Origin of the sequence: Microbacterium sp. Se5.02b, assembly GCF_019464375.1 — a bacterium.
Lineage (GTDB): Bacteria > Actinomycetota > Actinomycetes > Actinomycetales > Microbacteriaceae > Microbacterium.
In genome coordinates this window covers 1,505,107-1,526,508 of the sequence record NZ_CP080491.1, presented here as the reverse complement: position 1 = coordinate 1,526,508, position 21,402 = coordinate 1,505,107, and the positions used below count along the sequence as shown (strand labels likewise).

Sequence of the window (21,402 nt, the reverse complement as noted above, 5' to 3'; positions counted from 1 at the left end):
TTCGCGGAACGCCGCGCGCTTCCAGGGGAGGATGCGCTCGGCCACGGGGTCGGGAATCGCCTCCGTCACGGCTCTCTTGAGCCCCGCCAGTGCGCTCATCCCGCTCCTCGCGTCAGGTGTCCAGAAGAGGAAGGGCGTTCCCGGTCCGCGAAGACTCGAGCGCTGCTTCGACGACCACGAGCGTGCGCAGTCCCTGCTCCATGGTCACGACGTCGGTCTGCTGCCCGAGCACGGCATCGCGGAAAGCCTCATGCTCGACGCGCAGCGGCTCGCGCTTGGCGAACGCGTAGCGCGTGACGTCTCCTTCGGAGACCCCGCGGAAGGAGGACACGGATTCCCATTCGAGGGGGATCGTGCCGTTGGCGTAGAACGTGAGGTCGCCGGTCGAGGTGTCTGCGACGAATGCGCCCTTCTCCCCCGTGACGACCGTCAGTCGTTCCTTCATCGGGCTCAGCCAGTTGACGATGTTGTTCACGATGACGCCGGACGCCGTCCGTCCGGTGATCGTGATCATGTCTTCGTGCTCGCGACCGCTCTTGAACGCCGTCTGCGCGAACACACGGTCGTAGTCGCTCTGCACGACCCACGCGGTGAGGTCGACGTCGTGCGAGGCGAGGTCCTTCGCCACGCCGACGTCGGCGATACGCGAGGGGAACGGCCCCTGCCGACGGGTGACGACCTGGTAGACCGCCCCGAGCTCGCCCGCCTCGATCCGGCGTCGCAGTTCCTGGACCGCAGGGTTGAAGCGCTCGATGTGACCGACCGCTCCGACGAGCCCGGCGGAGGCGAACGCGTCGACCATGCGCTGCCCGGCCTCGACGCTGTGGGCGATGGGCTTCTCGACGAGAGTGTGCACCCCCGCGGCAGCCAGTTTGAGGGCGGCATCCTCGTGGAAGCGCGTCGGCACCGCGACCACCGCGATATCGATGCCCGCCGAGATCAGGGCATCGATGTCGGGAAGGATCTCGAGGTCGCCTGCCACGCCGTGCGGATCCCCACCGGGATCGGCGATGGCGACGAGCTCGACCCCGTCGAGTTCCCGCAGGACGCGGGCGTGGTGACGGCCCATCATCCCGACGCCGAGCAGGCCGGCGCGCAACGCCATCAGGCGCCCGCTCCGGCGACGGCCTCGACCGCGGCGACGATGCGCTCGAGGTCGGACGACGTCAGCGAGGGGTGGACGGGCAGCGAGACGACCTCGCGCGCCGCGCGCTCCGTCTCGGGCAGGTCCAGCCCCGGGGCGTACGGTGCCAGCGACGGCAGGCGGTGATTCGGGATCGGGTAATAGACCCCTGCTCCCACGTTGTGCTCGGACTTCAGCGCGGCGACGAAGCCATCGCGATCCTCCGGCACGCGCACGGTGTACTGGTGGTACACGTGCACCGCGCCCTCGGCGACGGGCGGGATCACGACACCCCGCAGGTTCGCATCGAGGAACGCGGCGTTCGCCTGACGGGTGCGCGTCCACGCGTCGACCTTGGTCAGCTGCACACGGCCGATCGCGGCGTGGATGTCGGTCATCCGCGCGTTGAAGCCGATGATCTCGTTCTCGTACTGGCGCTCCATGCCCTGGTTGCGCAGCAGCTTCACGCGACGCGCGACCTCATCCGTCGCGGTCGTGACCATGCCGCCCTCGCCGCTGGTCATGTTCTTGGTCGGGTACAGGCTGAACATCGCGAACTCGCCGAACGAGCCCACCGGCCGTCCGTCGAGGGAGGCGCCGTGCGCCTGGGCGGCATCCTCGTAGAGGGCGACGCCGCGCTCGGCGGCGAGGGCCTCGAGCTCACGCATGCGTGCGGGGTGACCGTAGAGGTGCACCGGCAGGATGCCCTTCGTCCGCGGTGTGATCGCGGCGGCGACGGCCTCGGGGTCGAGCGTGAAGGTCTCCGGCTCGATGTCGACGAACACCGGGGTGCCGCCCGTGAGCGCGACCGAGTTCCCGGTCGCGGCGAAGGTGAAGGACGGCACGATGACCTCGTCGCCGGCGCCCACGCCCGCGGCGAGCAGACCGAGGTGGAGCCCTGCCGTGCCCGAGTTCACCGCGACGGAGGGACGACCGGGGACGAAGTGGTCCGAGAACTCCTGCTCGAACGCCGCGACCTCGGGTCCCTGGGCGACCATCCCGCTGCGCAGGACTCGATCGACGGCGGCACGCTCGTCGTCTCCGATGATGGGCTTTGCGGGGGGGATGAACTCGGTCACACGGTCTCCTTGATCAATGTTCCGTCGGACTCGACGAATCGAGCACCGGTCGAAGGGCATATCCAGATGCCATCGCGCTCGCCTGCCGTGAGCGGCACGCCGGACTCCCCACCCAGCCGATGCGGCGGGCCGGAACCCCGGCCACCAGGGCGTATGCGGGGACGTCCTTCACGACCACGGCGCCTGCTGCGACGGTCGCCCAGGCTCCGATGGTCACCGGCGCGACGCAGGTGGCACGCGCGCCGATAGCGGCGCCGGTCTCGATGGTCACGCCGACCGGCTCCCAGTCGTGGGCGCTCTTGATGGTGCCGTCCGCGTTGATGGCCCTCGGGTACGTGTCATTGGTCAGCACGACGGCCGGTCCGATGAAGACACCGTCGGCCAGGCGGGCCGGTTCGTAGACGAGCGCATAGTTCTGGACCTTGCAGTTGTCGCCCATCACCACGCCGGTCCCGATGTACGCACCACGCCCGACGATGCAGTTCTCGCCCAGCACGGCCTCCTCGCGGACCTGGGCGAGGTGCCAGATCGACGAGCCGTCACCGATGCGCGCATCGGGCGAGACATCCGCGGACTCCACGATCCGCACACTTCCGGTTTCGGTCACGCAAAAGGCCTTTCATCGGGTCCAGAACGCGCGGGACGCGCAGGTCCGATCTTAGTCGTCCGCCGTTCACGAACCTGCGAGGTGACTGCGGCGACCCGCTCCGCGACGGCGGTGAGCGAGACGTTGGCACGCGCCCAGGCGGCCCGCGCGGTGCGCTGCTCCGCTGCGCGCCCCGAGCGCTCCTCGGCCAGCAGCTCTCGCATCGCGGTGGCGACCGACTCCGGGTCGAAGTCCACCGACGTTCCGAGATCGGCGTCCCGCACGAGACGCGCACCGGTTTCCGGGCCCGCGAAGAGAACGGGCGTTCCGACGGCAGCGGCGGCGTACGTCTTGGTGGGGCGAGCGAAGTCGTAGCCGATTCCCGGGACGATGCTCACCAGCGCCGCCGTCGCACCGCGGATCCACGAGGCCGATTCCTGCGGGCTCACCACTCCCCCGAACTCGACCCGCCCTGGGACGATCTCCTCCGCCAGAGCACGGAGGTCGGCTTCCACCGCCCCCTGACCGAAGAAGCGGATCCGCGCTGCGGGCTCCTCCTCCGTGATCAGAGCGAGGGCGCGGATGAAGAGGTCAGGGCGCTGCCACTCCGACATGGTCCCGGTGTACACGAAGTACGGGTCGACCCCCGTCGGAAGAACGGCATCCGGGGTGAAGATCGACGTGTCGATCCCGTTGCCGACCGTCTCTATCCTGGTCCGATCCGCGTCGAGCGCGACGAGCCGCTCGGTGACCTCGTCGGAGACGGAGACGATCGCCTGGGCGCGACGGAGGACGATCCTCTCCATCCAGCGCATCACGGCGATCACCGGGGCGGGAGCACCCATCGAGATCACGCCGTCGGTCCAGACGTCGGCGGCGTAGTACACGACCGGCTTGCGTCGCAGCGCCGCGACCGCGGTCACCACGAGACCCGTGGTGGGCGGCGATTCGGCGACCGCGACGTCGAACGACGAGAAGAGCAGGCGGAAGAAGAGCGGCGCGTCGTAGCTGAGGTACTGGATGTAGCCGCGGACGTTGCCTCCGCTGTCGCGCAGAACAGGCCACCGACGAACGACCACACCCGGTGCATCCGCCGTCTGCGGCGCATGTCGCGGCGGACGCGTCGTGAGGACGACCACCCCGTCTCCGCGTTCGTGCAGCGAGCGGGCGAGCGCGCCGAGTCGGAACGCACCGGCACTCACCTCGGGCGGGAACAACCGTGACGCGATGAGGATGCGGGAGCGCCCGCTCACTGCTCGTCCTCCTCGTCCGGGCGCGCGCCCCGTTCATGTTCGGCGGCCTTCGCCTCGAGGGCTTCGATCCGCGCCTCATGGAAGGCGGACTTCTCGGCGAGGGTGCGCATCTTCTCCTCCGTGCGCGTGAGCTCGGCACCGTACTGGAGGCTGACGAGGAACAGCAGGGCGATCGCGATGAAGAAGACGAGGTTCACCGGCAGCGCGATCCCGAGGGCTCTGGCCGCCCAGGTGAGCGTCTGCGGGAACACGGCGATGACGAGGGCGAGCAGGCCGCCGACGAACCACCACACGGCATGCCGCTCGCGAAGAGTGCCCCTTCGCATGAGTTCGACGATCGCGATCAGGGCCAGCACCGCCGCGACGATGCCGAAGGCGTACGTGACGGGGTTCATGCGATGTCCTCCATCCGCGCGCGCGGACGCATCATGGCGAGCAGGAAGGCCGCACATGCCCGGAGGAGATAGACCGCAGCCTTCCACGGGCGGTGCGACGGCTCGCCGCCCTGCCGCTGTCGCATGACGACCGGCAGCTGTCTGATCTTCAGACCGGCACGCGCGCCGATCACGAGGGCTTCGATCGTGTCGCCGAGGTATTCGGCGGGGAAATTGTCGGCGAACAGCAGCACGGCGCGCGGTCCCGCGGCCTTGAAACCGCTCGTGACGTCGGTCAGTCGTGTCCCCGCCACGCGACTCATCACGGCCGCGAGCACTCGCATCGCCCAGCGGCGAGGCCCTCGCACCCCGTAGTCCCCCACGCCGGCGAATCGTGCGCCGATGACCAGATCGGCGTCGCCCAGTGCGTCGATGAGGGCAGGGATCGCCGCGGGGTCGTGCTGACCATCCGCATCGACCTGCACCACGACGCCGTGTCCGTTGGCGCGGGCGTATCGGAACCCGGCGCGCATCGCCCCGCCGACACCGAGGTTGTACGGCAGCGACAGCACCTGCGCTCCCGCCTGCCTGGCTCGGGCCGCGGTGGCATCCGAGGATCCGTCATCGATGACGAGACACCGTGCAGAGGGGAGAGCAGCCACGACCGCCCCGACGACCTCTCCCACGGAATCCTCTTCGTTCAGCGCCGGGATGACGACGAGAACGGAGGTAGCTGACGGACGCATCGTCTGCGATCCTACAGACGGTGGGGCCGTGCTCACCGCGCGCACGCTGTGATCCGCCAGAGGGAGACCTCGCCGACCTCGGCGACGCGCTCGAATCCCGGCTCGCTCGCGAAGTCGGTCATGCCCGGCATCTCGAAGCGACCCGGTGTGTTCTCCCCTGGCCCGAAGTCGAGGACATACTGCGGATCCCCGTACTCATGAAGCGCCTCGCACACGGCCGGGTCGGATGCGGCGTTCCGCAGACCCTCGGCGAGCACCGTCCAGGTCTCGGTGCGCGGAGCCGACCAGGTCCGCGGATACACGTCAACGCCGCTGAGCATGTAGCCGAAGCCAGCTCCGGTCGAGGGATTCGCGATCACCCGCTCGTCCGTCCCGACGATGCCGTCCAGGGACTCGAGCAGCGTGCGCTCGTCGGGCGAGAGATAGCTGTCGGATACGGCGAGATAGCGCGATTCCCTGTCGAAGGTGCCCTCGATCACGGCCGGCATCGCGACAGGACGGACCAGGATCAGGACGACCATGAAGACCACCGTCGCCGCGAGCGCGCTCACAGCGAGAGTGTCGCCCCCGAACGCACGGGAGGCATCCCCGGTTCGACGACGGATCACACTCCCCACCCGGACGACGAGGTCGTGCATGCCCACGGCGGCCAGGGGGATCACTACGAGGGGTGCGAGCGCGGCGATCCGATAGGGGTCCGCGTACCACGCACCGAGGATGTCGATGCGCACCAGGGGCGCGCCGATCGCCGCGACGAGCAGGTAAAGGGCCGAGATGCCCGCCCACCCGAACACCAGCCAGCGCAGGCGCCGAGACCGCCAGGCGACGACGAGCCCCCAGATCATGAGCACGCTCACCCCGACCGCGAAAGGTATGCGCAGGTGACCGTTGAGCAGCACGTCGAGGAACACCTCGAGCTTGCCCCGGAAGGGCGGCCAGTGCGAACCGCTGGTGCTCCGCGAGAGTACGACCCAGAACGCCGCGAACACGATCCACATGCCGACGATGACGCTCCAGCGCCGGAGGGACGACCACCCGTTCGCGGCCTGCAGCAGTCGCGCGGTCAGCCACACCAGCACCAGCGCGATCCACGGCAGCAGGGCCGCCGGCTGGGCGAGGGCGAGAGCACACGCCGTGACGACCGCGAGGAGCATCGCGCGCACCGTGGTCTTGATACGACCACCACCGTCACGCCACGTCGGCAGCGAGATCATCAACGCCACGGCGGCGGGCAGCAGGGCGGTCGAGAGCGCGTTCGGGAACAGGACCCCCCACTGGAACATCAGCAGCGGGAACGTCTGGAGCGCGCCGGACAGCACCGCCGACATCCCCGCGATCAGCGGCGAACCGGTGATCGCGCGCGTGAGCCAGGCGATGCCGAGGGGCCAGAGGAGAGCGCCGATCACGAGCGTGAGCATGTTCGCCGCGACCGGGATGCTCGCTCCGCTGATCAGCACGATGAGCGAGACGAGGGCGTGCCACGCCGCCGGATAGAACGAGCTGCCGCCGATCACGCCGTTCACGTGCAGGGACGACGCATCCGAGGTCTCCAGGATGAACCGCACCGCGTTCATGTGGAAGACGGCGTCGTTCGTCTGCGAGATCCCGGCGGGGTCGGTGATGTACGTCGCCAGTCGCCAGACGCCGAGCACGACGCCGACGACGAGGAAGACCGGCAGTATCCACCGTCCGCTGTCCGCGCGGAGCGGTGCGAGACGTCCACCCAGGATCCGTCCGACGATGAACGACGCACCCGCCAGGAGCAGCATGGCCGCCGCCCAGCTCCAGGCCGACCATCCGACGCCGAGCATGCCGAGAGCCAGGGCGACGACGCCCGTCGCCGCCACGCTGAAGATCGGAGCAGCGGCGAGCAGTCCGAGTCCACGCACCCCCACACCCCAGAGCGCGAGCAGCCCTGGAAGGAAGACGATCGCCACCGCCACCAGGAGCGTCGGCGTCTGCGCGAGCCAGTCCAGCATCACGCATCCACCAGAGCGATCGCTCCTTCGACCTCGCCGTCGTAGATGACTTCGCCCTTGTTGATCACGATTCCGCGCGTGCAGAGTTCGCGCACCATCTCCATGTCGTGGCTGACCACGACGAGGGTCTTGCCGGACGCGATGAGCTCTTCGAACTTCAGACGGCACTTCTCACGGAAGGGTGCATCACCGACCGACAGGATCTCGTCGACGAGGAGGACATCCAGTTCGACGTGGATCGCGACCGAGAACGCGAGCCGCATGAACATCCCGGACGAGTAGTGCTTGACCTCCTGATCGATGAACTGCTCGATCTCGCTGAACGCCACGATCTCGTCGTAGCGGGCTTCGATCTCGTGCTTCTTCATCCCCAGGATCGCGGCGTTGAGGAACACGTTCTCACGTCCGGAGAGCTCCGGGTGGAAGCCCGCTCCCACTTCGATGAGACCGGCGACCCGACCGCGCGTGAGCACCTGCCCCTCGTCGGGCTCCATCACGCCGGACACGAGCTTGAGCAGGGTCGACTTGCCGGAGCCGTTGAGCCCGAGCACAGCGACGGACTCCCCCTCCCCGATGACCAGGTCGACGCCCTTCAGCGCCTCGAACTCGCTCGTGAGCTTGCGTCGCTTGATCCACGCCACGACGGTGTCTTTGAGGGAGAACGCGTGGTTGAGCGTGAACCGCTTCTTGACACCGTCGATGACGATGCTGGGGCGGAGCGTGGTGGGAGCACTCATAGGTCCTGTGCGAACCTTCCTTCGAGACGGCGGAAGACGAGTTGACCGATGAGCAGGGTGCCCACCGCGATGAGGAAGGTCCACAGGGTGTTCCAGGCGAGCCCGGGCGGGAGCGCGAAGGCGGTGTCGGTCACCGGCCGCCAGAACGCGTAGTGGAAGAGCTCGACCCCCTGGGTGATGGGGTTGAGCATGTACACCTCGACCACCCATTGCGGCCAGCCGAGCTTGTCGACGACCGCGTCCTGCACCTGTGTCCAGGCGTACAGCACCGGGGATGCCCAGGTCGCGAGGAGGAGCAGGAGTTCGACGATGTTCTCGGCGTCGCGGAAGCGGACGTTGATCGCTCCGAAGAACAGTCCGAGCCCCAACGCGAACGTCATGACGATGATCATCCCGGCGAGGATGGCGAGGACCGAGAGGATCGAGATGTGCGCGACCCAGCCGAGGAGGAGGCAGACGATGAGCAGCAGAGCGACCTGAGGAAGAAAGTGCACGAAGGCGACGATGACGGCCGAGACGGCGAACAGCTGACGCGGGAGGAAGACCTTTCGCACGAGGGGCGCGTTGCCGACGATCGACGTCGTGGCGTTCTTGAAGGCCTCGGAGAAGAGGTTGATCACGACGATGCCGGAGAACAGGTAGATCGCGTAGTTCGGGATCCCCCTGTCGAGGTTCATGAACAGCCCGAGGACCACCCAGAAGACCAGGAACTGGGCGGCGGGACGGACATAGGACCAGGTCCACCCGAGCACGGAGTTGCGGTAGCGGGTGGTGACGCCCGTGCGGACCAGGAGGTGCAAAAGATAGCGCCAGCGCACCACATCGATCAGCCCGCGGCTCTCACCAGGGGTGTCGAACGCGGAACGCGGGACGGCAGCGAAAAGATCTCGGGTATCAGTCACAGGCCCACTCAATCGACGACACGACGGCATCCCGTCGCCGTCTCAGTATCCCATAGCGCCTGCGACCGCCCCCTCAGGTTCGACCGCGCGGCCGAGCTCAACCGAGACTCGAGATGCTCTGCCAGCCCGACCCGATCTGAGCGCTCGCACCCCATCCGCCCTTGCCGTTGCCGGCATAGAAGAACATCGCACCGTCCTGGCGGATGGCGAGGACATCCGTCGAACCGTCGCCGTTGAAGTCCCCGGGGCCGACGAGCTGCTTCATCCCGCCCCAGCCCTTGCCGATCTGGACCATCGCGCCGAACCCGCCGGCGCCGGTCGTCGGGTAGAGGCGGAGGGCGCCGTCCGACGTGCGTGCCAGCAGGTCGCTTCGGCCGTCCCCGGTGAAGTCGCCGGCGTTGATCAACAGGTCCACCACGCCCCAGCCCTTCCCGATCTGCACGCCGTCGCCCTGGAAGCCGCCGCTGCCGTTGCCGCGATACAGCATCATCGTCCCATCCGCGTTGACCGCGATCACATCCACTTTGCGGTCGCCGTCGAAGTCCACGCCGCCGACGATGTGGACGAAGGATCCCCACCCGTGGCCGATGCGCACGGCCTTTCCGAATCCGCTGCCCGTGGCCGGCAGGAGCGAGAAGATCCCGTCGCCGTCGATGCGCCCGAGATCGGCACGGCCGTCGCCGGAGAAATCGCCGAGCGAGACGATCCTGTCCGTGGCGCCCCATCCCGTCGCGAGAACGCTGGAGGAACGCCAGGTGCCGGTGCCGGAACCGCCGTACAACCGGAGCTCGCCCTTGTTCGTGAGTGCCACGACGTCGTTGCCTCCGGCGCCGTCCACGTCGCCGAATCCGGCGGGCAGCGCGCGCGGTCTCGTCACCGCAGGTCCGGCCGACGACTTGACCGACAGGTTCTGCCATCCGGAACCCACCGTTCCCACGCCGGCGACGAACGAGGTGGAGCGTCCTTCATAGGCCATCAGCACGCCGTCTGCCGTGTGCGCGAGGAGATCGGGCGTCCCGTTGCCGGTGAAGTCACCGGGGCTGAAGACGGAGGTCATCCCCGACCAGCCGCTGCCGATCTGCGAGCGTGGCCCCCAACCGCCGCGACCGTCGCCCTGATAGAGGAGCAGTCGACCGGTGGAGTCGCGCGCGATCAGGTCGGAACGACCGTCGCCGTTCATGTCGAGTCCTCCGACGAGCATGCTCATGGAGCTCCAGCCGCTTCCGATGAGCTTGGCCGCACCGAACCCGCCCCTGCCATCGCCCGCACGCAGATAGAGCGCTCCGGATGCGTCCGTCGTGAAGACGTCGGGAAGTCCGTCGCCGTTGAAGTCTCCCGCGGGCACCACGAGGACCGTGCCCGACCAGTTGCCGCCCAGTCGTGTCGGCGCGCTCAGCTTCGTCGTCCCGTCGCCGTAGAGTGCGGACGGCTGACCGCTCGCGTCGACGGAGAGGAAGTCGCGATTGCCGTCGCCGGTGAGGTCGCCGACCCCGAAGAACGCCTTGACGGTGCCGAGTCCCGTCGCCATCTGCACGCGGGTGCCCCAGGCCTTCTTCGCGAACGGATACGCCCACACCGTCCCCGCGGCATCCGCCCCGACGACGTAGCTCGAGGTGTTGGCCGCCGAGATCACCGGAGGCGCGGTCGCCGGTGTGCCCTGCGTGGAGCCGAACCAGTCCGTGAAGTAGTTGTAGAAGTTCCGGTTGCCGTATGCCGAGCAGCCGTCTCCCGTGCCGTAGCCCGCCCGGAGCGCCGCAGCGTTGGGCTGGTAGGGCGTGTAGTAGTACAGCGCCGACGTCGCCTTGTTCGCGACGCGGACCGGTGCGGAGCCGCAGGAGGCGTTCGGGTTGTAGAGGATGTTCCAGGTCTTCCCCGGCGCATACCACTGGAACCACTTCCCTTCCATGTAGATCTGCATCTGACGCGCAGCGCCGTAGATCTGGTGGAAGAAGCCGATGTAGTTCGGATCGCACGGCGCGGTGTCGGGGCACCCCTGCCCCAGGGCGATCCTGTAGCGCCAGGCGCTGGGCCAGATGTGGGTGACGAGGCCCTGCTCCTTCTGGAGCATCACGATGAGCACCTGCGGGTTGATGTTGCAGGCTTGCGAGACACGGTAGATGATGCGCGCCGCTGACTCGTTCGCTGCCCCCGTGTACCCCGTGCAGTACTGATCCGCCGGGCGGGTGACCGTGTTCATCCGAAAGTCCTTGAGGCAGACGATCGCCTCGTTGTTCTCGTCGCGGCCGCCCTGGCACTTCGACACCTTGCTGTTGAAGAAGGTCTGGATCTGCGCCTCGGTCATCGTGTTCTTGTTGGTGAACACGGCGTCGCTGATGATGTTGCCCGGAGTGAAGCCGACGAGAGTGCTCTTCGCGATCCCCGTCGCGGCGGGATCGGTGGAGGCGCCCGCCATGCGGGCGACGGGCGCGGAGACGGAGGCTTGCGCGGCGGCGGCGGGGACGACCGTGCCGAGAACCAGGGCAGAGACAGCGAGGAAACAGGTGAGGAGTCGGGAGGTCCTCATGGTGTTTCGCGAGCGTGGGGCACGTCGAGACATGTGACCAGTGTGACGGAAGTTGCAGGATGATGCCACTGTTGCCCCGGTTACGTCGCAACATTCCCGCGTGTCGCGCGTATGCGCAGGTAGCTCCCAGCAGATCAGAGGTCGGCGTGCAGCCCCCAGAGGCGCTCCGCCGAACTCGCCCAGGAGAAGGCCCGCGACCGGTCGGCTGCGAGCACGCGCAGCCGCTCCGCGCCGCCCGCCGTGGCGTCCGCGACGGCCTCAGCGAGTTCCGCCGCCGGCACCAGCATTCCTCCGTCTGCGATGACGTCACGATGCGAACCGCTGTCGACGGCCACCACCGGGAGTCCGAGCGCCATGGCTTCGACCGCCCGCCACGGCCATCCTGCTGTCGCACTGGTGGCGACGTAGGCCGCGGCCCCCGCCAGAACCGCCGCGCGCTCTTGCGCACCCGATGCGCCCCGGATGTGCGCACGCCGCTCCGGCAGCCCGGCTGCGGATGCGATCTCCGCATAGTGGGGTTCCGCGCCCTCGGGGGCGTCGAGCACGACGGCATCGACACCCGCCGCCATCGCTCCTCGGAACCCCTCTGCCAGCGTCGCCGGGGATCCGCCGACCACCACGTACCGTTCCGGGAGCGACGCCGCGGCGCGGCGCTCAGCGGCGTCAGGTGGCGCGGCGTAGCCCTGGGGAGGCGCACCGGCGATGACGCGGACCCGATCGCCGAGTCGCGCGAGTTCGGAGAGCCGTTCCGCGACCGCGTGCGACGGCACGACCACCGCGTCGGCATGCTTCACAGCACGACGGAGCATGCCCCGCTGCCACGCGACCTGGCCTTTGGAGAGCGTCTCGGGTGCGTCCCACGCCCGCAGATCCCACAGCGTGACCGTGGTCTGGTCGTTGTCGTGCACGCGGTCGTGACGCACGAGCGGCGCCATGAGCGTCGGTGAATGGATCAGCCCTCCACCCACTCCCGGCGCGATTCCGAGCTGCCACGATGTCGCCAGCTCCCGACGCGCGAGGGCGAGGGTGCGCACGTCGCTCACACCGCCGATCGGCACCTCGGCGCCCGCCGTCACGATCGCGTCCACCGTGCATCCGGAAGGCGACGTCGCCACGAGTCCGAGCGTGAGATCGAGGGATGCGGCGGCCTGATCGGCATCGACGACATGCACCAGCTGATCAAGAACCACACGCAGCCGAGCACCCATGGGATCAGGCTATCCTCGCCGCGCCGTTCCCCCGTGGAGCACGACGCCCGCGCCGCGTGAATGTCAGCGTTCCCACAGATTCGACCCCCCACCGGCTCAGGGGTTCATGCTTGAATGCTCGGGTGAGCGATGGTCGACTTCCCGTCCGGCGCCGATGGATCGGGTGGACCGTCGGCGTACTGTTGGCGCTCCTCGTCATCGCGATCGGCTGGGTGACGGTGCGCGGCATCGGCGCGGTGAACGACCTCCAGCAGGTCGCGAAGGGCGCCACGCAGCTCAAGGAGTCGATCGCGAGCGGCGACCTCGACGGAGCAGAGCCGATCGCTCGGAGCATCGCCCGCAACGCGGCATCCGCCGATGACCTCACCTCGGACTTCGTGTGGCAGGCGTTCGGGGTGGTGCCGCTGCTCGGGCCGAACTTCCGCGCCGTGAGCGAGATCGCCGACATCGCCGATGACGTGTCGACCGATGCCCTCGCGCCCCTTCTCGACGTGGCGAGCGGCCTCGACCTCGCAAGCCTCGGGTTCAGCGGAGGTGCGATCGATCTCGCACCTTTCGCGGCGATCGAGCAGCCGCTCGGGACCGCCAGCACCGCGCTCAGCGCCGCCCAGGTGCAAGCCAGGCGGATCGACGCGGATGCCACACTCCCGCCGCTCGCCGAGGCGATCGGACAACTGCGCACTGCCGTCACGCAAGCGGCGACCGCCGTCGGTTCTCTGCACGGCGCTGCGGTGCTGCTGCCGACGATGCTCGGGGGCGAAGGGCCACGGAACTACGTGCTGGCGATGCAGAACAATGCGGAGCTGCGTTCCTCGGGAGGCATCGTCGGCTCCATCGCTCTCCTGCATGCCGAGAACGGCAGGATCTCTCTCCAGACGCAGGCGTCGACGCGCGACTTCCCACCGCTGGACACATCACTGCCGCTGAGCGAATCCACGATCGCGCTGTTCGAGGACCGCCCGGGGAGGTACCTGCAGAACATCACCAGCATCCCGGACTTTGCCGAGGCCGGCGAGACGATCGCCGCACGCTGGACGGGACGCTTCGGCGGCACCGTCGACGGCGTCATCGCGGTGGATGCGGTCGTCGCGAAGCACCTCATGGCCGTCACGGGAGACCTGACGTTCGGCCCTTTCACCGCGACGCCCGAGAACGTGACCGACATCCTCCTGTCCGAGATCTACGCCGCGGTTCCCGACCCCGCGGTCCAGGACGAGATCTTCGCGCAGGCGGCGGGCGCGCTGTTCAACGCCGCACTGTCGGGCGGGAACCCGAAGGCGCTCCTCGGCGCGCTGGCCGACTCCGCCGCCGAGGGGCGGATCCGCATCTGGAGCGCCCATGACGAAGAGGAATCGCTGCTCGCGTCCTCCGCGCTGGGCGGCACCATCCCGAAGGACGGACCCGACGGCACGTACGTGGGCGTGCTGATGAACGACAGCACCGGCGGGAAGATGGACTTCTACACGCGCGCGACCATCGCGACAGCGATCGGCACGTGTCAGGGGCTCCCCACCACGCAGGTCCGCGTGACGTGGACGAACACCGCTCCCGCCGATGCGGCCACCTCGCTGCCGGCCTACGTCACCGCCGACGGCTTCTACGGCGTGCCCGCAGGCTCGACACGCACGCTGATCGCGATCTACGGTCCCGCCGGCGCCACGCCGTCGCACGTCGACCAGGACGGGAAGGAGCCCGGAGTGCAGACGGCCGTGCTCGAGGATCGTTCCGTGATCCAACACGAGGTGTCGCTCGCTCCCGGCGAGTCGACCACCGTGACGGTCGAGTTCCAGGGAACGGGCGCCGGAGAGCGGCTCACCGAGGTGCTGCACACCCCCCTGATCGAGGCGCCGGACACGCCCAGAGAAACCCTCACCTGCGCTTCGTGACATTCGACGTCCGATAGGGTACTGTCGACTCACTGGGGAATATATTGGAGTCTGCAATCCTGCCGTGGGGGCAGGGAGGCTTCACGCAGTCGGATGCAGGGGTGTATCCGGAGGCGATTCCGCGTGAAATTCTGGGGAGAGATCATGCTGAAGAAACTGGCTGCCATCAGCCTTACCGCTGGCGCGCTCGTACTCGTCGCGCCTGCCGTCGCAACCGCGGCGCCGACGTCTGTTCCGACCGCGTCGTCCGACTCGTACCCGTCGCCTCCCGGCGTCAAGGTCAGCGACCCGATCATCGACACCTGCGAGGTCTCGACCATCGTGTTCGGATCCGGGTACTTCCTGCCGTCCGAGAACGTGAACGTCTCGGTCTCCGGCCTGAACGCCGGCAACGCCGCCGTCTCCGGAAACACGGCCGCGACCGACGGGAGCATGACGCTCACGTTCCGCCCGCCGTCCGACGGTGAGGGCTCTTACGCCGTCGCCTTCGGAGGCTCGCGCTCCTACACCGCGACGGTGGCGGTGTCGCATGGCCACGATGCCGCTTCCTCCTGCGACCACGACCCCGGCGTCGCTCCTGCAGGAGCCGAGCTGCCCCTCACCGGAGACGGGTTCGAACTGGCGCTCACGGGCGGAAGCGTGTCGCCGTGGGTCCTCGGTGGCGGCGCTGCGGCGCTCGTCGCCGGTGGTGCCCTCGTCGCCGTCGGAGTATCTCGCCGCAAGCGCGCCTAGGTCCGGCTGCCGCCTCGTGCGGTGGTCGACTGGACGACGGTGATCCCTCCCCCTCCGATCACCGTCGTCTGGTGCATCCGGTGGACTTCACCGGCAGCCCACGACTCGTCATCACCCGAAGGTGACGGTCGTGGGCTCTGGCGCGCCCGGGAAGAGTGCGGCCGGGTGGCGAGGACGACGCCCCCGGTCGTCACGGCGTAGGAGTCGGGGACTCCGTCGGCGGATGCAACGACTGCTGGATCATGGTGTGGATGAAGTCGTAGTCGGGCTGATGCTCATCCACGCCGAAATCCGGTGTGAGCTCGATCGTGATCACCTGCTGCTCCTTCGCCTTGAGCATCAGATCGAAGAACTCGGGCAGCTTGTCCGAGGGAAGGTCCGTGCTGATCAACGCCGTGCCGGCTGCCGCCACCTCGTTGAACCGCGTCAGCACCGTCTGCGGAGTGAACTGGGCGAGGATCGCCTCCTGCAGCTCGCGCTGCCGCTTCATGCGGTCCCAGTCGCTGGTCGTGTACCGCGAGCGGGCGTACCACTGCGCGGTGTCGCCGTTCATCCGCTGCTTGCCGGGCTCGATCCAGCCGATCGCCCACTCGTTGACGTCGGTACCGGTCCATCCCTCCGGCGGCCCGCCCTTCGGAAGGCGCTCCGTGACGTCGATCTCGACTCCACCGAGAGCATCCACCAGTTCCGCGAAGCCGTGCATGTCGACGAACACGTAGTACGGGATCTCGATGCCGAGAACCCCCTCCGCCGCATCCTTCGTGGCTTCGATGCCCGGCTCGGAGCCGTTCGCCTCGGCGTCGGGATAGAGTCCCGCTCCGCCGTCCTCCCGGCATACCTCCGCGGCGTTGCGGACATGGTTCATCCAGCCGTTCCATCCGCACGACGACGACTGGTGCCCCTCGAAACCGTTCGGGTAGAGCTCCTGCATGGGGCTGCCGTCGCTGAAGGGCGCGTTCGGAAGCTCTCGCGGGATACCCGTGATGGTCACCGCCCCGGTGTCGGCGTTGACGGAGACGACCGAGATGCTGTCGAAGCGCATGGAGTCTCGCCCGTCGCCGCTGTCCGCTCCGAGCAGCAGGATGTTGTAGTAGCCGTCGCTGGGTTCGACGCTCGGGCCGCTCTGCCCGAAGATCGCGCCGATCGTGCTCCGCACCGACCCAACGGCGGTGGCCGCATAGGCGGTCCCGCCGCCCACGAGGCCGAGCAGCACCAGAGCGACCACGGGGATCGCGAGGCGGGATGCGCCAGGGACCTTGACGAGCCGGACCAGACGGAGGGCATCGAACGTCAGCACGATCCAGAGCACGATGTAGCCGACGAGGACCACCTGCACGACGGTGAGGATCGCGGCGGAGAAGAACCCGCCCCCGATCGTGATCCACAGCAGCACCGGCCGCGCGAAGAAGGCCAGTCCTGCGGCCACGATCACGAGCACCCATGCGGTCACCGTCGCACCGAGACCGAAACGGCCGAGTCGACGGTTGCCAGCGAGCACCTGCGCGGAGCCGGGCAGCAGGAGGTTCAGCGCGACGAGCCACCAGCCGCGCTTCACCATCGTCCCGCCGTCGGCGACGTCCGGGTACCGCAACGGCCGAGTCTCGATCAGCGGGCGCTGTGGTGCGCGCGGAGGCGCAAGGGTCACAGCGAACCCTTCAGCCGATCATTCTTCTCTTCGACCTGGGCCTCGAGATCGAGCGCATACGCCTCCACCCGGTCGGCGAGGTCCTCGTCCGCCGTACCCAGGATCCGCGCGGCCAGGAGTCCCGCATTACGAGCGCCCGCGATCGACACGGTCGCCACCGGGATCCCCGCGGGCATCTGGACGATCGACAACAGGGAGTCCATGCCGTCGAGATAGGCGAGCGGGACCGGCACCCCGACGACGGGCAGCGGAGTCATCGAGGCGAGCATGCCGGGAAGGTGCGCTGCTCCCCCGGCGCCGGCGATGATGACGCGGATGCCGCGAGACCGCGCTTCCCGCGCGTAGGACATGAGCTTGTCCGGCGTGCGATGCGCCGAGACGACTTCGACCTCATGCGGGATCCCGAAGTCCGTGAGCGCCTGGGACGCATCGCTCATGACACGCCAATCGGAATCGGATCCCATGACGACGCCGACCAGAGGAGCGGCGGAGGAATGCAGTGGCTCGGTCACCAGATCAGGCTACGGTCTGCCGCTGTGAGAAACCCCGAACGGCACGCGTCTTGAGGCGCATGTCTCCCCACGATCGACGCAGCGACGACCTCACGGATCATGCGAAATGCGCGGCGGCGGCGCGCGCGACGTACACGGCGTCGTCGAGGTCGTCCTCCGCCACGTTCACATGGCCGACCTTACGGCCCGGACGCGGCGCCTTCCCGTACGTGTGGATCTTCGCCTGCGGGTGCTCCGCCATGGCAGCGCTGAATCGCTCCTCGAGCGTGCCCTCAGCGGGGCCGCCGAGGATGTTCACCATCACCGACCACGCCGCGCGAGGCTCTGGGCTGCCCAACGGGAGGTCGGCGACGGCGCGCAGATGCTGTTCGAACTGCCCCGTGACGGCGCCGTCCTGGCTCCAGTGCCCGCTGTTGTGCGGGCGCATCGCCAGCTCGTTGACGAGGATGCGCTCATCCACGGTCTCGAAGAGCTCGACGGCGAGCATGCCCGTGACGCCGAGGCCTTCGGCGATCGTGCGGCCGATCTCGTCCGCGACCTGCACGAGACGTTCTCCTGCGGCCGGTGCGGGCGCGATGACCTCCGCGCAGACACCGTCGCGCTGCACGGTCTCGACGACCGGGTACGCGACCATCTCTCCGTGGGGGCGACGCGCCACCTGCTGGGCGAGTTCCCGCACGAAGGGCACGAGTTCCTCCACGAGGAGCGCGTCGTCGTCGGCGAGCGCATCGAGCCAATCCTGCGCCTCCTCCGCCGCACGGACCACGCGGACGCCCTTGCCGTCGTATCCCCCACGCGGGGTCTTCACGACACCCGCTCCCGCGTGCGCGTCGAGGAACTCCTGCAGCTCGGCGACACTGCGCACCGCCGCCCATTCGGGCTGCGGGACCCCGAGTTCGGCGAGGCGTGCACGCATCACCAGCTTGTCCTGCGCGAACTGGAGCGCATCCGGTCCGGGATGCACGACGACTCCGTCGGCCACGAGCGCGCGCAGCACGGACTGCGGCACGTGCTCATGATCGAAGGTGACGACATCGACGTCGGCGGCGAACGCGCGCACCGCCTCGAGGTCGCGGTAGTCACCGACCGCTGTGGCCGCCAAGCCCGCGGACATCCCCTCGTCTTCTGCGAGCACCCGCAGTTCGAGTCCGAGTTCGACCGCCGGGGCGATCATCATCCGGGCCAGTTGTCCTCCGCCGATCACGCCAACACGCAACGCCATGTGCCGTCTCCCTTCGTCTGCACCCATTCTCCCGCACCGCTGCGGACGGATGTGACACACTCCGGACGACCGCAGGTACGCAGCGGCGTCGGACGAACGGCGCTCACCGCTCGGCGGGGTCGTCTCCGATGGCCTGCGCGTCGCGGTGCGCAAGGATCTGCCCGACCTCGATCTGGTCGGCGAGAGTCTCGTGCACCAGGGTCACGTTCGGGACGTTGGCGAGCCGCAGTGGGGCGTCCACGCCGTTCGAGAGCGTGATCGTGCCGGAGCCCCACATGCGCTGCAACGGGCCGCGACGCACGGCGATCGTGTATCCCCTGGCATGAGACATCTCGCGGCGTCGGCGCGCTCCGATGCCGTTGTGCGCGATGACGCGCCTCGTCGTCACGGTGGTGCTCCGCGAATACCAGACGATGAAGGGCACCACGACGGCGACGACGACCAGCACGCCCGCCGCAGCGAGCAGCATCCAGTCCTCGAACCCCGCAGGCAGGTTGCCGTAGAAGTACGCCGTCGCGCCGAATGTCGCGATGAGCACGAGTGCCGACCAGAACAGCCGCCGGGCGTGACTGCGGAAGCGCGCGATCAAGAGCTCCTCGGAGGGTGTGCCGGGCGGCGGCATCAGAGGCCGCCCACCGAGAGTCACGGGCTGGGTCACCCCACCATTGTGCCTGTGATCTGCGACATCGCCGTCTGTGGAGCGGCGTGTCAGCTTCCCGCCGGACGCACGTGCACCACATCGCCCGCAGAGATCGCGTGCTGCTCCCCCTGCGGTGACCACCAGGCGCCCGTCGGCGTCGAGTGCCGCGGCTGTGCCCTCCACCACGTGCCCGCCGGGCATCGACACGCGGACGGCCTGCCCGAGCGTCGCGCACCGCGCGGTCGCCGCAGAGTGCAGCCCGCTCTGCAGTGCGCCCCCTGTCGCGTTGAGCTCGGACACCAGAGCGTCGAGCAGCCGCAGGTAGGCGGCCAGCAGCCGGTCGTCGTCGGCGGCGACCCCGAGAGCGCCGAACGACGTCGCTGTCGGCACCGGGAGCTGCGCAGAGGTCATCGCCGTGTTCACACCGGCCCCGATGATCACCGCATCCGCGGTCGCCTCGGCGAGGATGCCGCAGATCTTGCGTCCGTCGACGAGGACGTCGTTCGGCCATTTCACCGCCACCTCGTGCTCCGGGAGCTGGGCGGCGATGGCGTCGCACATCGCGACACCCGCTGCGAGCGGGAGCCATCCGCGGGCCGCCGGCTCGTCGGGGAGTTCGCGGAGCAGGACGGAGACGGCGATCGCCGAACCCTCCGGGGCCACCCACGTGCGGTCGAGACGCCCGCGTCCCGCAGTCTGATCGCGTGTCACCAGGGTCGAGAGGTGCGGCCAGCCGATGGCGTCGGCGGCGTGTGCGCGCAGGTCGGCGTTCGTCGAGCCGGTCCGAGCGACGGACTCCACGCGGGGCGCGACCTCACTCGCCAGCGGGAACGGCACGCTCACACCTCTTCATCATCGGCTTCCTCGTCATCGTCGTCCTCGTCTTCGCGGATCGCGCCGACCTCATGCGCCTGCCATTTCTCCCACTCCTGCATGAGCTCGTCGATCGCCGCGTGGAACTTCTCGGTCGCGACGCCCTGTGTCGTGTCGCCGAAGTAGTGCTGCACCCACATCCGCAACCGTGCGATCGCCGCTTCGTCTCCGCGCACGCGCTCGACCTCGGCGACGATGTCGGCCGCCGCATCCGCGGTCAACCACTCGCAGTCCGCCAGGTAACCGTTCGTGTCGATCGAGGCACGTTCGTCTGTCGGCCTGGTGATCATCAGGGGCTTCCCCGCGGCCAGCCGGTCGTAGACCATGGCCGAGATGTCGACGACCGCGACGTCGGCGGCGGTGAGCTGCCAGCCGAGCTCGGGCCCGTGGTCGTAGATGTGCTGCGCGCTCGGGTCCGCGGCGTTCGCGGCGCTGATCGCCGCGAGGATCCTCCTGTGGGCGGCGCCGTACGCCTCGTCGATGACCCCGCTGCGCGGATGCGGGCGGTAGATCACGCGATGAGCACCCGTGGCCAGGAGACGGGTGACGAGTGTCTCCCCATGGGTGGCGATGGACCCGTAGTGGGCGCTGGGCCGGTCGCCCTCCCAGGTGGGCGCATAGAGCACCACGGTGCGGTCATCCGGAGCGTAGGGCAGCGTTCCCGAATAGTGGTCCGCCTGCGGACGTCCGATCTCGATCGTGCGCCGGTCGACGTCGTAGTCCCACAGCGTGCGCGAGAGACGGTCGCGCGCCGCCTGTCCGGCCACGAGGGCGTAGTCATACGCCTTGTACTGGTTCGTCGTCATGTACATCTTGTCGGACTCGCCGTGATTGATGAACACGTGCCACCGTCGCCCGTAACGGAACATCTGGAAGTTCCGGGTGTTCTGGTTGACGTACAGGACGACGCGGATGTCCTGGGTGGCGATGAACCGCTCGAGGTCGCGGATCTTCGGTACGAACGCGACGGGCGGCGATGCCTCGTCGAGCAGCTTCTCGGTGCCGGTCGCCTGCCGTGAGAGCACCACGACGGGCCAGCGTGTCGCGAGGTCGGCGAGCGGGCGGTACCACTGCCGCATCTGGTACATGTTCACGGCGCCGTCGGCGAAGTACACCGCGACCTTGAAGTGGTCGGTCGGGTACGGCTCCCGCTCGGAGAGCCGCCGTCGTACGCGCTGCACGGCGGTGCGGGAGGCGAGCGCCCGCTTCAGCAGACGGTACGCCTTCTTCGCGTCAGACAGTGCACCCATCCCTCCAGAATAGTTCGTCGTCGCGCCGCCCTCCTGCGGCTGTGGAACGATCCGCCGCGCCTGGTCAGGAACCGGGAGAGCCGCCGTGACATGATCGTCATGTGCCAGCCGATGAAACCGCAGCGCCCCTG

Annotated in this window: 17 protein-coding genes and 2 pseudogenes; 2 read left to right on the top strand and 17 right to left on the bottom strand. The window is 68.7% G+C overall.

Annotated elements, in window-relative coordinates; translation table 11 throughout:
* Positions 1 to 112: 112 nt before the first annotated feature.
* The 11 genes and pseudogenes from K1X59_RS07575 to K1X59_RS07525 all read right to left on the bottom strand — a co-directional run bounded on the left by K1X59_RS07575 (position 113) and on the right by K1X59_RS07525 (position 12,511).
* The gene (locus K1X59_RS07575; protein ID WP_220174198.1) at positions 113 to 1,108 is read right to left on the bottom strand and encodes a Gfo/Idh/MocA family protein; all 996 of its coding nucleotides are present in this window, start codon (positions 1,106 to 1,108) and stop codon (positions 113 to 115) included.
* Positions 1,105 to 2,202 (bottom strand): DegT/DnrJ/EryC1/StrS aminotransferase family protein, encoded by a 1,098-nt coding sequence (locus K1X59_RS07570; protein ID WP_202045604.1) that lies wholly within the window; start codon positions 2,200 to 2,202, stop codon positions 1,105 to 1,107. The genes K1X59_RS07575 and K1X59_RS07570 overlap by 4 nt, the downstream gene beginning before the upstream one ends.
* Positions 2,199 to 2,791, bottom strand: a pseudogene (locus K1X59_RS07565) (DapH/DapD/GlmU-related protein). The gene K1X59_RS07570 and the pseudogene K1X59_RS07565 overlap by 4 nt, the downstream one beginning before the upstream one ends.
* A 14-nt stretch (positions 2,792 to 2,805) precedes the next feature.
* Positions 2,806 to 4,041, bottom strand: a complete 1,236-nt coding sequence (locus tag K1X59_RS07560; protein WP_183152351.1) for a glycosyltransferase family 4 protein — start codon at positions 4,039 to 4,041, stop codon at positions 2,806 to 2,808.
* The gene (locus K1X59_RS07555) at positions 4,038 to 4,436 is read right to left on the bottom strand and encodes a DUF2304 domain-containing protein (protein WP_183152350.1); all 399 of its coding nucleotides are present in this window, start codon (positions 4,434 to 4,436) and stop codon (positions 4,038 to 4,040) included. The genes K1X59_RS07560 and K1X59_RS07555 overlap by 4 nt, the downstream gene beginning before the upstream one ends.
* Positions 4,433 to 5,161, bottom strand: a complete 729-nt coding sequence (locus tag K1X59_RS07550) for a glycosyltransferase family 2 protein (protein WP_183152349.1) — start codon at positions 5,159 to 5,161, stop codon at positions 4,433 to 4,435. The genes K1X59_RS07555 and K1X59_RS07550 overlap by 4 nt, the downstream gene beginning before the upstream one ends.
* Positions 5,162 to 5,193: 32 nt before the next feature.
* A complete protein-coding gene (locus K1X59_RS07545) occupies positions 5,194 to 7,140 on the bottom strand; it encodes a DUF6541 family protein (protein ID WP_220174090.1) in 1,947 nt (648 codons plus the stop codon).
* Positions 7,140 to 7,877 carry an ABC transporter ATP-binding protein gene (locus tag K1X59_RS07540; RefSeq protein WP_183152346.1) on the bottom strand — a complete coding sequence of 246 codons (738 nt, stop codon included), beginning with the start codon at positions 7,875 to 7,877 and terminating at the stop codon, positions 7,140 to 7,142. Before K1X59_RS07540 ends, K1X59_RS07545 begins: the two co-directional genes overlap by 1 nt.
* Positions 7,874 to 8,779, bottom strand: a complete 906-nt coding sequence (locus K1X59_RS07535) for an ABC transporter permease (protein ID WP_244632509.1) — start codon at positions 8,777 to 8,779, stop codon at positions 7,874 to 7,876. The genes K1X59_RS07540 and K1X59_RS07535 overlap by 4 nt, the downstream gene beginning before the upstream one ends.
* A gap of 97 nt (positions 8,780 to 8,876) precedes the next feature.
* Positions 8,877 to 11,303: a VCBS repeat-containing protein gene (locus tag K1X59_RS07530; protein ID WP_183152344.1), complete on the bottom strand. Its 2,427-nt coding sequence runs from the start codon at positions 11,301 to 11,303 to the stop codon at positions 8,877 to 8,879.
* A 134-nt stretch (positions 11,304 to 11,437) separates the two neighbouring features.
* Positions 11,438 to 12,511: a glycosyltransferase gene (locus K1X59_RS07525; RefSeq protein ID WP_220174089.1), complete on the bottom strand. Its 1,074-nt coding sequence runs from the start codon at positions 12,509 to 12,511 to the stop codon at positions 11,438 to 11,440.
* A 122-nt stretch (positions 12,512 to 12,633) separates the two neighbouring features.
* On the opposite strand from K1X59_RS07525, the gene K1X59_RS07520 reads away from it, so the two are divergent.
* Together K1X59_RS07520 and K1X59_RS07515 are read left to right on the top strand one after the other, a co-directional pair.
* Positions 12,634 to 14,397 (top strand): DUF4012 domain-containing protein, encoded by a 1,764-nt coding sequence (locus K1X59_RS07520; RefSeq protein WP_220174088.1) that lies wholly within the window; start codon positions 12,634 to 12,636, stop codon positions 14,395 to 14,397.
* Between the two features lie 144 nt (positions 14,398 to 14,541).
* Positions 14,542 to 15,129 (top strand): hypothetical protein, encoded by a 588-nt coding sequence (locus K1X59_RS07515; RefSeq protein WP_183152343.1) that lies wholly within the window; start codon positions 14,542 to 14,544, stop codon positions 15,127 to 15,129.
* 190 nt (positions 15,130 to 15,319) lie between these two features.
* Here K1X59_RS07515 and K1X59_RS07510 read toward each other — a convergent pair whose 3' ends face one another.
* The 6 genes and pseudogenes from K1X59_RS07510 to K1X59_RS07485 form a co-directional block, all read right to left on the bottom strand.
* Entirely contained in the window at positions 15,320 to 16,774 is a 1,455-nt protein-coding gene (locus tag K1X59_RS07510) for an LCP family protein (protein ID WP_183152342.1), read from the bottom strand.
* Positions 16,771 to 17,238, bottom strand: coding sequence for a 5-(carboxyamino)imidazole ribonucleotide mutase (gene purE / locus K1X59_RS07505; protein ID WP_183152778.1), 468 nt, complete (start codon positions 17,236 to 17,238; stop codon positions 16,771 to 16,773). The genes K1X59_RS07510 and purE overlap by 4 nt, the downstream gene beginning before the upstream one ends.
* A gap of 145 nt (positions 17,239 to 17,383) precedes the next feature.
* Positions 17,384 to 18,508 (bottom strand): 5-(carboxyamino)imidazole ribonucleotide synthase, encoded by a 1,125-nt coding sequence (locus K1X59_RS07500; RefSeq protein ID WP_220174087.1) that lies wholly within the window; start codon positions 18,506 to 18,508, stop codon positions 17,384 to 17,386.
* 103 nt (positions 18,509 to 18,611) lie between these two features.
* A complete protein-coding gene (locus tag K1X59_RS07495) occupies positions 18,612 to 19,130 on the bottom strand; it encodes a PH domain-containing protein (RefSeq protein ID WP_220174197.1) in 519 nt (172 codons plus the stop codon).
* 189 nt (positions 19,131 to 19,319) lie between these two features.
* Positions 19,320 to 19,949 (bottom strand): annotated as a pseudogene (locus K1X59_RS07490) (biotin--[acetyl-CoA-carboxylase] ligase); the annotation flags it as partial.
* 38 nt (positions 19,950 to 19,987) lie between these two features.
* Positions 19,988 to 21,271, bottom strand: a complete 1,284-nt coding sequence (locus tag K1X59_RS07485) for a CDP-glycerol glycerophosphotransferase family protein (protein WP_183152341.1) — start codon at positions 21,269 to 21,271, stop codon at positions 19,988 to 19,990.
* Between the last annotated feature and the right edge of the window lie 131 nt (positions 21,272 to 21,402).